Raw genomic sequence first — 12,818 nt, forward strand, 5'->3', positions numbered from 1 at the left:
GACCCCAACTCGTTGAATACCTTTTGCAACGGTAACGGGCAATTCAAGATTGAAACAATACCGCCTTATTTCTGAGTTTTCGTGGGCGATTCGGCGACAATGGTCGGATTCCCGGCATTCAATTGCGACAGCCCAGCCTCGTCGAGCAGCGCGGCGACCTCTTCCTGCATCAGCCGTTCATCGGCCAGTCCGGCAATGGGAATGCGCCCCGGCTCGAGGAAAAGCGGCGCCGAAAGCGGCGAGACGCGTTTCAACCTCAGCAGATCGATCCGGCCTTCGACCCGTTCGCACATCTCGCGGATGCGGCTGAAATCCACCAGCCCGCGCATCGCTTCCTCGCGGGTGATCTGCAGCAGCAGGTGGTCGGGATCGTATTTCACCAGCGTGTCGTAGAGGATATCGGACGACATCGTCGCCTGCCGCCCGCTCTTGCGCTGGCCGCCGGTGTTGCGCTCGATCAGCCCGGCAATGGTGGCGGAGGCGCGGAAGGTGCGCTTCATCACCGCGTTGCCCTGCAGCCAGGTCTCGAGCCCGGCCTCGAGCTTGGCGAGATCGAAGAGCGGCTTGGGGTCGGTCACCGCGTCGAGCCCCCAGATCAGCACCGCGTAATCCGAGGCCACGAAGCCCATCGGCGCCAGCCCCTCCTCCTCCATCCGCTTGGTCAGCAGCAGGCCCAGCGTCTGCATGGCATTGCGCCCGGCGAAGCCATAGGCCACGAGCTGCTCGCGCCCGTCATGCGGGAAGCTCTCGATCAGGAGGCGCTCGGGCTCGGGCAGGCGGCTGACCTCGCGCTGCAGACTCAGCCATTCGGCGGTGTGGCCGGGCAACTCGGGCCAGCGGTCCTGACCGAACATGCGCAGGATGCGCTGCGACAGCTGCGTCGAGGTGGCGAACTTGGTGCCGTTGAAGGTGGCGATCTTGGGCTTTCTTGCGGCATCGCGCGAGACTTCCACGGTCATCTCGCGCAGCCCCTCATAGCGCACGATCTGGCCGCCGATCAGGAAGGTGTCGCCGCGGCTCAGCGAGGCGGCAAAGCCCTCCTCGATCTCGCCCAGAGGCGCGCCGCCGCGACCGCGCCAGCGCACCTTGAGCGTGTCGGTGTCCTGGATCGTGCCGATGTTCTGGCGGATGCGCGCCGCCGAGCGCGGGTCGCGCAGCTGCCAGAGCCCGTCCTCGCGCTGCAGCAGCCGCTGCCAGCGGTCATAGGCGCGCAGCGCATAGCCGCCGGTGGCGCAGAATGCGAGGCAGGCGTCGAACTCGGCGCGGCTCAGGTCGGCATAGGCGCCGGCCTGTGTCATCTCTGCGAACAGAGCATCGGCGTCGAACGGTCCGGCGCAGGCGGCGATGAGGATGTGCTGGCAGAGCACGTCGCGCGGCCCGCGCCCACGCCACTCGCCGTCAAGCTCGCGCGCCTTTACCGCCTCGAGCGCGGCCACGCATTCCACCACCTCGAAGCGGTTGGCAGGCACCAAGAGCGCTTTGGAGGGCGCGTTGTAGCGGTGGTTGGCCCGCCCGATGCGCTGCACCAGCCGCTTGACGTTCTTTGGCGCGCCGATCTGGATCACCAGATCCACGTCGCCCCAGTCGATGCCGAGATCGAGCGAGCCGGTGCAGACGATGGCCCTCAGCTCGCCGCGCACCATCGCTGCCTCGACCTTTTCGCGCTGTCCACGGTCGAGCGAGCCGTGGTGGATGCCGATTGGCAGCGCGTCTTCGTTGGCAAGCCAGAGGTTGTGGAAGAAGATCTCGGCCTGGGCGCGGGTGTTGTGGAAGATCAGCGTGGTCCTGTGCTTCTTCACCTGCTCGAGCACCGCCGGGATGGCGTAGGCCGCGCCGCCGCCGGACCATGGCGGCGCCTCGTCGGTGACCAGCATCGAGATGTCGGGCTCGGGGCCGGGATCGGCCTGCAGGATCTCGCAGGGATCGGGATGCCGCGCCAGCAGCCGGGCGATGGCCTCCGGATCCTCGACCGTAGCCGAGAGCCCCACGCGCCGCAGCCCCGGGCACATCGTCTGTAGCCGCGCCAGCGCCAGCATCAGCTGGTCGCCGCGCTTGCTTTCGGCCAGCGCGTGGATCTCGTCGATGACCACCCGCTGCAGCCCGGCGAACATTCGCGGCGCATCCTCGTAGGAAGTCAGCAGCGCGAGGCTCTCGGGCGTGGTCAGCAGGATCTGCGGCGGGTCGGCGCGCTGCCGGCGCTTGCGCGAGGAGGGCGTGTCGCCGGTGCGGTCCTCGACGCGGATCGGCAGGCCGGCCTCCTCGATGGGGATCAGCAGGTTGCGCCGGATGTCGGCAGCCAGCGCCTTGAGCGGCGAGATATAGAGCGTGTGCAGCCCCTCGCGCGGCGCCTCCGAGAGCTCGACCAGCGTCGGCAGGAAGCCCGCCAGCGTCTTGCCGCCGCCGGTGGGCGCGATCAGCAGCAAACACGGGTCGGCGGCGCGCGCGAGCATCTCGCGCTGGTGGGGGTGGATCTGCCAGCCGCGCCGGTCGAACCAGCCTTGCAGGGGGGCGGGGAGCGTCGTCATGGGCCATAGATAGGGCGGCGCCCGCGATTGCGACAGAGACGCACTCGATTCGCGCGGCCCGGGCAGGCTGCGCGGCCCCGCGCGACTTGCCTGTGCCCCTCCGCACAGGGGCGGCACTGGCATTCCTGCCCAGTGACGTTACCTTCCGCCCAAACAGCGCAAGGGAAACGCAGAGATGACCGAAGAGTACACCCCGCCCAAGGTCTGGAAGTGGGAAAAGGACAATGGCGGCACATGGGGCTCGCTGAACCGACCCATCGCCGGCGCCACCCATGACAAGGAGCTGCCGGTCGGCGAGCATCCGTTCCAGCTCTACAGCCTTGCCACGCCGAACGGCCAGAAGGTCACGATCATGTTCGAGGAGCTGCTCGAGGCGGGCTTCACGCAGGCGGAATACGATGCCTGGCTGATCAAGATCGGCGATGGCGACCAGTTCGGCTCGGGCTTCGTCGAGATCAATCCCAACTCCAAGATCCCGGCGCTTCTCGACCGCTCCGGCGAGACGCCGGTGCGGGTGTTTGAATCCGGGGCCATCCTGATGCACCTCGCCGAGAAGTTCGGCGCCTTCCTCGGCGCGCCCGAGAACCGGGCCGAGATGCTGTCGTGGCTGTTCTGGCAGATGGGCAGTGCGCCCTACCTGGGCGGCGGCTTCGGCCATTTCTACGCCTACGCGCCCTACAAGATGGAATACCCGATCGACCGCTTCACCATGGAGGTGAAGCGCCAGCTCGACGTGCTCGACCGGGCGCTGGCCGACCGCAAGTTCATCACCGGCGACGATTATACCATCGCCGACATGGCGATCTGGCCCTGGTATGGCCGCACCGTGAAGGGCGGCTCCTACGACGCCGGCGAGTTCCTCGACGTGCAGATCTACAAGAATGTCATCCGCTGGGCCGACGAGATCGCCGAGCGTCCGGCGGTGCAGCGCGGCCGCATGGTCAATGCCATGAGCGGCGAGCCCAGCCAGCAGCTGCGCGAGCGTCACGCGGCCACGGATTTCGAGACCCGCACGCAGGACAAGATCGGCGACTAAGGTGCCGCGATACGGCCGCCCCTGACGCATGGACACGGGGCGGCCAGCCGCTATAGTGCGGGCTTCTTTTTGCGAGAGGTCAGGGCAGGAAATGGCGGAAGACACGGTCAAGGTCGGCATCATCATGGGCAGCCAGTCGGACTGGCCGACGATGGAAGAGGCGGCGCGGATGCTCGACGAGCTGGGCGTGGCCTACGAGGTCAAGATCGTCTCGGCCCACCGCACCCCCGACCGGCTCTGGGCCTATGGCAAGGACGCCGTGGAGCGCGGTCTTCAGGTGATCATCGCTGGCGCCGGCGGTGCCGCGCACCTGCCGGGCATGATGGCCTCCAAGACCCGCGTGCCGGTGATCGGCGTGCCGGTGCAGACCAAGGCGCTTTCCGGCGTCGACAGCCTCTACTCGATCCTTCAGATGCCGCGTGGCTTCCCGGTCGGCACCATGGCCATCGGCGGCGCCGGTGCGGCCAATGCCGGGCTGATGGCGGCGGGCATCCTGGCGCTGCAGGATCCGGCGCTGGCCGAGCGGCTGGATGCGTGGCGCAAGGCGCTCTCGGCCTCGATCCCCGACGAGCCGGTGCGCGACTGATCCGCAGGCGCGGCTTGTCAGCGGCGGCGTTTCGCGCAAGAAGCGGCCCGAGACCACGATTCCGGAGGCTGACATGACCGAACCACTTCGACAGGGCGCCACCATCGGCATTCTCGGCGGCGGACAGCTGGGCCGCATGCTCTCGGTCGCGGCCAGCCGCCTCGGCCTGCGTTGCCATATCTACGAGCCCGGCGAGGCCCCGCCCGCCGGCCACGTGGCCGACGCGGTCACCACCGCGCCTTACGAGGACACCGCGGCGCTCGAGGCGTTCGCCGCTTCGGTCGATGTCATCACCTACGAGTTCGAGAACATCCCCACCGCGGCGCTCGACACGCTGCAGGCGCTGCGCCCGATCCGCCCGGGTCGCGAGGCGCTGCGGGTGAGCCAGGACCGGCTGACGGAAAAGACCTTCCTCACCGATCTCGGCCTCAAGACCGCGCCGTTTGCCGACATCACCGATGCCGAGAGCCTTGCGCAGGCGCTCGAGGTCATCGGCGCACCGTCGATCCTCAAAACCCGCCGCTTCGGCTATGACGGCAAGGGCCAGGCGCGGATCAACACGCCGGAGGACGCGGCGGCGGCGCTTGAGGAGATGCGCGGCGCGCCGGCCATCCTCGAGGGCTTCGTCGAGTTCTCCTGCGAGGTCTCGGTGATCGCGGCGCGCAGCGCCGACGGCTCGGTGGCCTGCTTCGATCCGGGCGAGAACATCCACAGCGAGGGCATCCTGCGCACCACCACCGTCCCGGCGCGGCTGTCGCAGGCGCAGCGCACCGACGCGGTGCTGCTGGCGGCCAAAATCCTCAACGCGCTGAACTACGTGGGCGTGATGGGCGTCGAGCTCTTCGTGACGCCGCAGGGACTGCTGGTGAACGAGATCGCGCCGCGGGTGCACAATTCCGGCCACTGGACCCAGAACGGCTGCACCATCGACCAGTTCGAGCAGCATATCCGCGCCGTGGCCAACTGGCCGCTGGGCGACGGCAGCCGCTTTGCCGACGTGCAGATGGAGAACCTGATCGGCTACGATCTCGACAAGCTGCCCGAGCTGGCCACCGAGCGCGACACCGCGATCCACCTCTACGGCAAGGAGGCCGTGAAGGCTGGCCGGAAGATGGGCCACGTCAACCGCATCATCCGGGGCTGAGACCCCCTTCGCCCGGGGCGCGCAGCGGTGTTCCGGGTGGCTCGCAGCGAGGCCTGCGCGGCGCGCCAGATCAGCGCGAGCGACAGTTACAAGGCTTTTATTCTATTGCAGCCCCGGCTGGATCGCGCGGCGCCGCTGACCTTAGTCTGCGCCGGCTTCCAGCGGGCGCGCCTCGATCACCACGAAGGCCTGCGCCCAAGGGTGATCGTCGGTCAGGGTGACGTGGATGATTGCCTCGTGGCCCGGCGGGGTCATGCTGTCGAGACGTTCCTTCGCCCAGCCCGTCACCTCCATCACCGGCTGCCCGGTGCGCAGGTTGGTGACCGCCATGTCCTTCCACGCGATGCCCATGCGCAGCCCGGTGCCGAGCGCCTTGGAGCAGGCCTCCTTGGCGGCCCAGCGCTTGGCATAGGTGCCGGCGGTATCCTTGCGCCGCTCGGCCTTCGTCTGCTCGGTCTCGGTGAAGACGCGGTTGCGGAAGCGGTCGCCGAAGCGCTCCAGGGTGCGCTCGATCCGCTCGATATTGGCGAGATCGGTGCCGATGCCGAGGATCATGCCGCGCCCCGGTAGACCGCGTCGAGCCGTTCCGCGCCGAGCCCGCCATGCCACGTGAAGGCGTGATCACAGGCGCGGGCGTAATCGTCGATGGTGAGGCCTGGGAACTGGAAGAAATCCGGTGCCAGCTCCTGCGTCATGGCAAAGACCAGCCGGTCGATCCCGGCCCAGCGCATCGCCGCGAGGCACATTTCGCAGGGCTGCATCGAGGCGATCAGCGTGCAGCCGTCGAGCTTGGTCTGCCCCAGCTTGCGGCTGGCGGCCTCGATGGCTGTGATCTCCGCATGGCGCGAGGCATCGCAGCGCGCCGAGACCTCGTTGGCCGTGAGCGCCAGAACCTCGTCGCCGCGCAGCACCGCGGCGGTGAACACCGGGCCCTCGCCCGGGGTGAAGCGCGCGAGCGCGGCCTCGATCACCGCGTCGAGCGTGTCGCGCTCGGGCTGCGTCGGCGTCATGCGCGGGCGTCGTCCATCAGGCGGCGCATCTCCTCGATGGCCGGAGCGAGGCCGCGGAACAGCGCTTCGCCGATCAGGAAATGCCCGATGTTGAGCTCGATCAGCTCCGGGAAGGCGGCGATCGGCTGCACCGTCTCGTAGGTCAGCCCGTGGCCGGCATGGACCTCGAGCCCCAGCGAATGGGCGAAGGCGGTCATCTCGCGCAGGCGCTCGAGCTCGGCATCGCGCTCCGCCAGCTTGCCCTCGGCATGGTAATCGCAGTAGGCGCCGGTGTGCAGCTCGACCACCGCCGCGCCGATCCGCGCCGCCGCCTCGACTTGGGGCTTGTCGGCGCCGATGAACAGCGACACCCGGCAGCCCGCCGCGCGCAGCGGCTCGATGAAATGCGCCAGACGGTTCTCGTCCTTGGCGACCTCGAGCCCGCCCTCGGTGGTGCGCTCCTCGCGCTTCTCGGGTACGATGCAGACCGCGTGCGGCTTGTGGCGCAGCGCGATGGCCTGCATCTCCTCGGTGGCCGCCATCTCGAGGTTGAGCGGCAGCGACAGCGTCTCCATCAGCCCGTCGATATCGGCATCCGAGATGTGCCGGCGATCCTCGCGCAGGTGGGCCGTGATGCCGTCGGCGCCGGCCTCCTCCGCGAGCTTGGCGGCGCGCAGCGGGCAGGGATAGGCGCTGCCGCGCGCGTTGCGCACGGTGGCGACGTGGTCGATGTTGACGCCCAGCCGCAGGCGTCCGGCATATTCGGTCATTTCGCTTCCTCGCGAGGCAGTATTCGACGCGCGGACACTAGCCGCTTCCGCGACGCGGGGGAAACCGATTTCCGGGGATCAGGGCTATTCCGGTGCGGGCTGCGGGAAACATTTTCGTGCGATTGATGCCCGGCAGGGGCCCTGCGGCGAAATAAACGTCGCCATATCATGAAACCGTCATAGTTTATCTACCAAGGGGCTGTATTTCAGTAAAACACTTTAAAGCAGAATAGCGGAGTCGCATGACCGAAACAGGCGAGCAGATCGGCGCCCTCCCAATGCATTGGGACAAGAAGGGCAATCTCCAGGTTCTCATGGTGACGTCACGGGATACCGGACGCTGGGTGATGCCGAAGGGCTGGCTGATGGACGGCAAGAAGCCCTGGGCCGCGGCCGAGATCGAGGCGCTGGAGGAGGCCGGGGCGGTCGGTCATATCGGCAAGGAGATCATCGGCAGCTTCCACTACGACAAGGGGCTCGACGATGGCACCAGCCTGCGCTGCCGCGTCGATGTCTACCCGATGATCGTCGAGAAGCTGAAGCGCCGCTGGAAGGAGCGCGACGAGCGCACGCGGCACTGGTTCAGCCCGAAAGCCGCCGCCAAGCGGGTGCAGGAGCCCGAGCTTGCCGAGATGCTGATGTCGCTCACCGACAAGCCCAAGAAACAGCCGGTGATCCGGCAGCTGCTCAAGGCCTGCTAGGCCCGGTCCGTCCGGAACAGGCAGCCTCAGTCGGGGGTGAAGGCGCCGAAGGCCCCGGCCGAGAAGATCAGCGGCTCGCCCGGATGTGTCGTCACCCGCAAGACCCGCCCCACCACGATGGAATGATCGCCCGCATCATGCTGCGCCTCGGTGCTGCATTCGAACCGCGCGAGGCAGCCCTCGATCAGCGGCACGCCCTCCGGGCTCTCGATCCAGTCTGCCGTGTCGAACGCGTCGGCCGAGCGGGCGAAGCCGCGGCAGATCGCGGCCTGATCGCGGCGCAGCACATGGATGGCGAAGCGCTCGGTGGCCATGAAGAACGGGTAGCGCTGCGAGTCCTTCGCCGGCGACCACAGCACCAGCGGCGGATCGAGCGAGACGCTGGCGAAGCTGTTGGCGGTGATGCCGATCGGACCGTCATTGGTGGCGCAGGTGACCACGGTGACCCCGGTCACGAACTGCCCCAGCGCGTTGCGGAAGGCGCGGGAATCGGCTCCGGCGGGATCGAAACTCTGCGGGATCTGGCTCATGCCGTGCCCTCTTGCCGTGTCGCCGTTGCGTCTCGCACGCGGTCTCTCCTCGTGTCGCCTCTGTGCTCTTGTCGTCACGCATCGGTAATGCGCGGTCCGGCAGGGCAGGGCAAGCAACGAAACTGTTTGTCACTGCACATCCCCTCCCGCGAAACCTTGGTCTCGGAGAGCCGATGTCAAGGCGCGGGAGCCCTTTCTGCCTTTGCTTTTCGCCGCTTGCCGAGTGATTCCGTCGCAGGCGCGGGGCCGGTGGCAGGTGTTGATTTTCGACAACAGCCCTCGCGCCGCGAGCTCTCCGAGGCCGTTGGCGGGGCGATAGGCTCTGGTGGCCTTGGCCGGTCTGCGGTAACTCAGTACCGGAAAATAAAGGTCGCCACGCGATAAAAAACCGGCGACCACGAGTGGAGCAGTGTTGTCATGAACGCGATATATGTCGTGCCCCGTGCCCGCTTGGGTGCGGCCCGGAAGAGGTGCGCCGAAGCCGCAGGGCGCGCACCCTGTCAGCCCGGGAGATCGTGACAGGCCAGCCACGGCCACATCCCGCTTGTCGTCTCGCCTGAACTGGCGCCGTCCCCGCGGGGACGCGCCCGGTTTGCTGCGCGATGCGGCCTTCGCGGACCGAATTGCCGCCCCGGTGGATGCGCCGCCTGCGTCCCGGGGTCCAACTGGCGGGAGCGTCGTCTGACGGCGTTCCCGCTTTTTTCTTTTCTGGGCGCGCCTCACGGCCACCTCTGCCCAGCCGTGGCCGGCGTGCCGCCGCTTGCCAAAGCCGGGGCGAAGGCGCACACGGGCCGGCATGGATGTTCGACCGAACCCGCCCCTCGCCGCGGCGCTGACGCTGCTCGCCTCCGGCTTCGTCGCCGGTACCACGCTGCTGGCCAAGATGCTCGGCACCGACACGCTCGGCCCGGCGCTGCACCCGTTGCAGGTCAGCCAGGGGCGGTTCGTGTTTGCGCTTCTGGTGTTCTCCACCGCGGCGCTGATCCTGCGGCCGAAGATGACCCGCCCGGCGCTGCCGGTGCATACGCTCCGGGTGCTGTTCGGCTGGGGCGGGGTCAGCTTCATGTTCGCCGCCGCCGCCTTCATTCCGCTCTCGGACGCCACCGCGATCAGCTTCCTGAACCCGGTGGTGGGGATGCTGCTGGCAATCCCGTTCCTCGGCGAGAAGGTCGGGCGGGTGCGGATCGCGGCGGCGGTGATCGCGCTCATCGGCGCGATGATCCTGCTGCGCCCGACGCCCGAGGCGTTCCAGCCGGCGGCACTCTTGGCCCTCGGGGCGGCGCTCTGCCTCGGGGCGGAGCTGGTGGTGATCAAGCGTCTCTCGGGGCGCGAGGGGGCGTTTCAGATCCTGCTGATAAACAACCTGATCGGCGCCTGCATCGCCAGCGCCGCGGCAGTGGCGGTGTGGCAGATGCCGACCCCGGCGCAATGGGCGGCTTTGGCCGGCGTGGGGGCGCTCATGGCCTCGGCGCAGACCTGCTTCATCCAGGCCATCCGGCGCGCCGATGCGAGCTTCGTCTCGCCGTTCTGGTACGCCACGCTGATCTTCGCGGCGCTTTACGATTTCCTGATCTTTTCGGTGCGGCCCGACGCGGTCTCGCTGCTCGGCACGGCCATCATCGTCGCCGGCGCCGGGCTCCTTGCGTGGCGCGAGGCGCGGCTCAAGCCTTCAGGCGCCAGCCCGTCCGGAACAGCCCCCATGCCGCCAGCAACACCGCCGCCGTCGCCGCCAGAGCGATGACGAAGCCCATGGCAGGGTTGCTGTCGCTGACGCCGATCATGCCATAGCGCGCGCCGTCGATCAGGTAGAAGACCGGGTTCACATGGGTGATCTCGTAGAGTCCCGGCGGCAGCGCCTCGACCGAGTAGAAGGTGCCCGACAGGAACGCCAGCGGCGTCACGATGAAGTTGGTGATTGCCGCCATCTGGTCGAACTTGTTGGCCCAGAGCCCGGCCAGCATCCCCATCGCCGACAGGAAGGCCGCGCCGAGGATCACGAAGACCAGCAGCACCAGCGGATGCTGCGGCACCAGCCCGGTGGTGAGGAACAGCCCGGTGGAGATCGCCACTGCGACGATCAGCCCGCGCGCCACCCCGCCTGCGAGGTATCCCAATACCAGCTCGAACGGCGCCAGCGGCGGCATCAGCGTGTCGACGATATTGCCCTGCACCTTGGAGACCACGATCGAGGACGAGGTGTTGGCGAAGGCGTTCTGGATCACCGTCATCATCAGGATCCCCGGCGCGATGAAATCGGTGAAGGGCACCCCCATCACGTCTCCGCGACGCGGGCCGATGGCGATGGTGAAGATCATCAGGAACAGCCCTGCGGTGACCAGCGGCGCCAGCAGGGTCTGGGTCCAGACATTGACGAAGCGCATCACCTCCCGGCTGCAGAGCGTGTAGAGGCCGAGCCAGTTCACCTGTCCGAAGCGGCGCTCGCCGGGGTCTCTGTGCGGATAATCGGTCATGCGGGGGCCTTTCCTCTGCGGGCTTGGCTTGTAACTCGGAATGCGATGCTTACAATAGGGCCACCCGCGGAATTTCCAGGCGGTCCGGTGCAAGGGCCGCCTTTTTCAATGAGGATACGTCATGTCCTGGACCGATGAGCGCGTCGAGCTGCTGAAGAAGATGTGGGCGGAGGGACAATCCGCCAGCCAGATCGCGAAAGAGCTCGGCGGTGTCACGAGAAATGCCGTGATCGGCAAGGTCCATCGCCTCGGTCTGTCGAACCGGACCGGCGCCGGCGCTGCCCCGGCAGCTGCCGCGGCGCCCGCCAAGGAGGCGAAGCCGGTCAAGGAAGCCAAGCCGGCGCCCAAGCCCAAGCCCGCCCCGGCGGAGCCCGCGGCCGAGGCCGCGCCGCGCGAAGAGGCAGTCTCCGTGCCCGAGACCCGTCCGGCCGTGTCGCCGGCGCGAAAGCAGATCATCCCGGCCGGCCAGCCGCTGCCGCCGCAGCCCTCGGCCAACGAGATCAGTCCCGAAGCGCTGGCCAAGGTCAGCGAGATCGAGAAGAAGGCCAAGAAGCTCACCCTGATGGAGCTGACCGAGCGCACCTGCAAATGGCCGGTGGGCGACCCCGCGACCGAGGATTTCTGGTTCTGCGGGCTGCCGGTTCAGCAGGGCAAGCCCTATTGCGAGGCGCATGTGGGCGTGGCCTTCCAGCCGATGTCGTCGCGCCGCGACCGCCGCCGCTGAGGCACCCTCACCAGAAACGAGGCCAGCACGCCCATGAGCACGGGCCGGGATCATCTGCCTGCAGGCCGCGGGGCCGCGCGTGACGCGGCCCTCGACGGGCGCGCCGCCCGTGAGCTGACAGTCTGGCCGCGGGAGATCTGACCGATGCGCGACGCGCCGCTGCTCAATCTCGTGCTCGGCGTCGTTCTGGCCATCGCGATTGGCTGGCTGCTGATGATCGGGCAGGCCCTCCTGCTGCCGATCCTCGCGGCGGTCATCACCGTCTACATCATCGTCACCGCCTCCGGGGCGCTGGCCGGGCTGCCCGGCATGAACCGCCTGCCAAGCGCGGTGCCGCGCTTCGCGGTGCTGCTGCTCTTCACGCTGGTGGTGGCGGTGATCGCCGTCGTCGTGGCCTCCACCGCGCGCGAGATCGCCTCCGTGATGCCGCGCTACGAGGCCAATCTCGAGGGGCTGCTCGACCGCAGCGCCGCGATGTTCGACCTCGACACGCAGGAACTGCTCAACGAGATCCGCGCCGTCACCATCGACCAGATCGACATCCGCAGGCTGGTGGTGGCGCTGCTCGGCGGCTTCACCAGCGTCGGCTCGTCGATCTTCCTCGTCATCGTCTACGCCGCCTTCCTGCTGTCGGAGCGCGAGGGCTTCCATGGCAAGATCCGGGCCGCCTTTCGCGACGAGGCGCAGGCGGCGCGGGTCTCTGCGGTGATCGGCGACATGAACCGCAAGATCGGCGACTACCTGTTCGTCAAGACGCTGATCAACCTGATCGTCGGGGTGCTGTCCTTCGCGGTGCTCTGGGCGATGGGGGTGGATTTCGCGCTGTTCTGGGCGATCACCATCGGCCTGCTGAACTACATCCCCTACGTCGGCTCCTACATCGCCGTCGCCATGCCGGTGCTGCTGTCGCTGGCGCAGTTCGCCTCGGTCTCGACCACGTTGGTGCTGACGGCGCTGCTAGTGGCGGTGCAGGTCTTTGTCGGCAATTATCTCGAGCCGCGGATCATCGGCAAGGAGCTCAACCTGAGCCCCTTCGTGGTCATCGTCTCGCTGATCTTCTGGGCCTCGCTCTGGGGCGTGCCGGGGGCGATCCTCGCGATCCCGATGACCTCGGTGATCGTCATCGGGCTGTCGAGTTTCGAGGCCACCCGTTTCCTCGCGGTCTTGCTGGCCAACCGCATAGAGGACGAAAACGCGCTGATCTGCTCCGACCCGCGCTGAGCGGTTATGGCCATCGCGGCGAGGCCCGGGACGGCGCCGGGCAGAGGCGTCCCGCGCCGCCCTCTTGATTGGCGCCGGGACTCCCTGTATCCCGCGTCACATGACTCGGGTTCTCGACCTT

At 67.9% G+C, this 12,818-nt stretch carries 13 protein-coding genes; 7 read left to right on the plus strand and 6 right to left on the minus strand.

The window, feature by feature from the left end; all coding sequences use genetic code 11:
• Positions 1 to 65 precede the first annotated feature (65 nt).
• Complete coding sequence (locus tag KUV62_RS04995) at positions 66 to 2,525, minus strand: ligase-associated DNA damage response DEXH box helicase (protein ID WP_222602582.1); 2,460 nt, start codon at positions 2,523 to 2,525, stop codon at positions 66 to 68.
• A gap of 175 nt (positions 2,526 to 2,700) precedes the next feature.
• Here KUV62_RS04995 and yghU point away from each other — a divergent pair, with 175 nt between their 5' ends.
• From yghU to KUV62_RS05010, 3 genes are all read left to right on the plus strand, one after another.
• Entirely contained in the window at positions 2,701 to 3,561 is an 861-nt protein-coding gene (gene yghU / locus KUV62_RS05000; RefSeq protein ID WP_222602583.1) for a glutathione-dependent disulfide-bond oxidoreductase, read from the plus strand.
• A 91-nt stretch (positions 3,562 to 3,652) separates the two neighbouring features.
• Positions 3,653 to 4,147, plus strand: coding sequence for a 5-(carboxyamino)imidazole ribonucleotide mutase (gene purE / locus KUV62_RS05005; RefSeq protein ID WP_222602584.1), 495 nt, complete (start codon positions 3,653 to 3,655; stop codon positions 4,145 to 4,147).
• Between the two features lie 73 nt (positions 4,148 to 4,220).
• Positions 4,221 to 5,291 (plus strand): 5-(carboxyamino)imidazole ribonucleotide synthase, encoded by a 1,071-nt coding sequence (locus tag KUV62_RS05010; protein ID WP_222602585.1) that lies wholly within the window; start codon positions 4,221 to 4,223, stop codon positions 5,289 to 5,291.
• Positions 5,292 to 5,432: 141 nt separating this feature from the next.
• On the opposite strand, the gene acpS is transcribed toward KUV62_RS05010, so the two are convergent.
• From acpS to KUV62_RS05025, 3 genes are read right to left on the minus strand one after another with little or no spacing between them, the layout of a single operon-like run.
• Complete coding sequence (acpS, locus tag KUV62_RS05015; RefSeq protein WP_222602586.1) at positions 5,433 to 5,846, minus strand: holo-ACP synthase; 414 nt, start codon at positions 5,844 to 5,846, stop codon at positions 5,433 to 5,435.
• Positions 5,843 to 6,301, minus strand: coding sequence for a nucleoside deaminase (locus KUV62_RS05020; protein ID WP_222602587.1), 459 nt, complete (start codon positions 6,299 to 6,301; stop codon positions 5,843 to 5,845). Before KUV62_RS05020 ends, acpS begins: the two co-directional genes overlap by 4 nt.
• Positions 6,298 to 7,050, minus strand: a complete 753-nt coding sequence (locus KUV62_RS05025) for a pyridoxine 5'-phosphate synthase (protein ID WP_222602588.1) — start codon at positions 7,048 to 7,050, stop codon at positions 6,298 to 6,300. The genes KUV62_RS05020 and KUV62_RS05025 overlap by 4 nt, the downstream gene beginning before the upstream one ends.
• A gap of 242 nt (positions 7,051 to 7,292) precedes the next feature.
• On the opposite strand from KUV62_RS05025, the gene KUV62_RS05030 reads away from it, so the two are divergent.
• Complete coding sequence (locus KUV62_RS05030) at positions 7,293 to 7,751, plus strand: NUDIX hydrolase (RefSeq protein ID WP_222602589.1); 459 nt, start codon at positions 7,293 to 7,295, stop codon at positions 7,749 to 7,751.
• 26 nt (positions 7,752 to 7,777) lie between these two features.
• On the opposite strand, the gene KUV62_RS05035 is transcribed toward KUV62_RS05030, so the two are convergent.
• Complete coding sequence (locus KUV62_RS05035; RefSeq protein WP_222602590.1) at positions 7,778 to 8,281, minus strand: flavin reductase family protein; 504 nt, start codon at positions 8,279 to 8,281, stop codon at positions 7,778 to 7,780.
• A gap of 796 nt (positions 8,282 to 9,077) precedes the next feature.
• Between KUV62_RS05035 and KUV62_RS05040 the strand changes: the two genes are divergently transcribed.
• Positions 9,078 to 10,022 carry a DMT family transporter gene (locus KUV62_RS05040; protein ID WP_222602591.1) on the plus strand — a complete coding sequence of 315 codons (945 nt, stop codon included), beginning with the start codon at positions 9,078 to 9,080 and terminating at the stop codon, positions 10,020 to 10,022.
• On the opposite strand, the gene KUV62_RS05045 is transcribed toward KUV62_RS05040, so the two are convergent.
• On the minus strand, positions 9,943 to 10,752 hold the full coding sequence (locus KUV62_RS05045) for an ABC transporter permease (protein ID WP_222602592.1): 810 nt from the start codon (positions 10,750 to 10,752) through the stop codon (positions 9,943 to 9,945). The genes KUV62_RS05040 and KUV62_RS05045 overlap by 80 nt on opposite strands.
• Before the next feature lie 121 nt (positions 10,753 to 10,873).
• On the opposite strand from KUV62_RS05045, the gene KUV62_RS05050 reads away from it, so the two are divergent.
• Together KUV62_RS05050 and KUV62_RS05055 are read left to right on the plus strand one after the other, a co-directional pair.
• Positions 10,874 to 11,476 (plus strand): GcrA family cell cycle regulator, encoded by a 603-nt coding sequence (locus KUV62_RS05050; protein WP_222602593.1) that lies wholly within the window; start codon positions 10,874 to 10,876, stop codon positions 11,474 to 11,476.
• Positions 11,477 to 11,620: 144 nt separating this feature from the next.
• Positions 11,621 to 12,697, plus strand: a complete 1,077-nt coding sequence (locus KUV62_RS05055; protein WP_222602594.1) for an AI-2E family transporter — start codon at positions 11,621 to 11,623, stop codon at positions 12,695 to 12,697.
• The last annotated feature ends 121 nt before the right edge of the window (positions 12,698 to 12,818 follow it).

This window comes from Salipiger bermudensis (genome assembly GCF_019801965.1).
GTDB classification, from domain to species: Bacteria; Pseudomonadota; Alphaproteobacteria; order Rhodobacterales; family Rhodobacteraceae; genus Salipiger; species Salipiger bermudensis_A.

Excerpts from the sequence above, each read along its gene's own strand:
- KUV62_RS05010 (WP_222602585.1), top strand. The coding sequence starts at position 4,221 with ATGACCGAACCACTTCGACAGGGCGCCACCATCGGCATTCTCGGCGGC.
- KUV62_RS05025 (WP_222602588.1), bottom strand. The coding sequence starts at position 7,050 with ATGACCGAATATGCCGGACGCCTGCGGCTGGGCGTCAACATCGACCAC.
- KUV62_RS05045 (WP_222602592.1), bottom strand. The coding sequence starts at position 10,752 with ATGACCGATTATCCGCACAGAGACCCCGGCGAGCGCCGCTTCGGACAG.
- KUV62_RS05020 (WP_222602587.1), bottom strand. The coding sequence starts at position 6,301 with ATGACGCCGACGCAGCCCGAGCGCGACACGCTCGACGCGGTGATCGAG.
- KUV62_RS05055 (WP_222602594.1), top strand. The coding sequence starts at position 11,621 with ATGCGCGACGCGCCGCTGCTCAATCTCGTGCTCGGCGTCGTTCTGGCC.
- KUV62_RS05040 (WP_222602591.1), top strand. The coding sequence starts at position 9,078 with ATGGATGTTCGACCGAACCCGCCCCTCGCCGCGGCGCTGACGCTGCTC.
- KUV62_RS05030 (WP_222602589.1), top strand. The coding sequence starts at position 7,293 with ATGACCGAAACAGGCGAGCAGATCGGCGCCCTCCCAATGCATTGGGAC.
- KUV62_RS05050 (WP_222602593.1), top strand. The coding sequence starts at position 10,874 with ATGTCCTGGACCGATGAGCGCGTCGAGCTGCTGAAGAAGATGTGGGCG.
- purE (WP_222602584.1), top strand. The coding sequence starts at position 3,653 with ATGGCGGAAGACACGGTCAAGGTCGGCATCATCATGGGCAGCCAGTCG.
- KUV62_RS05035 (WP_222602590.1), bottom strand. The coding sequence starts at position 8,281 with ATGAGCCAGATCCCGCAGAGTTTCGATCCCGCCGGAGCCGATTCCCGC.
- acpS (WP_222602586.1), bottom strand. The coding sequence starts at position 5,846 with ATGATCCTCGGCATCGGCACCGATCTCGCCAATATCGAGCGGATCGAG.
- KUV62_RS04995 (WP_222602582.1), bottom strand. The coding sequence starts at position 2,525 with ATGACGACGCTCCCCGCCCCCCTGCAAGGCTGGTTCGACCGGCGCGGC.
- yghU (WP_222602583.1), top strand. The coding sequence starts at position 2,701 with ATGACCGAAGAGTACACCCCGCCCAAGGTCTGGAAGTGGGAAAAGGAC.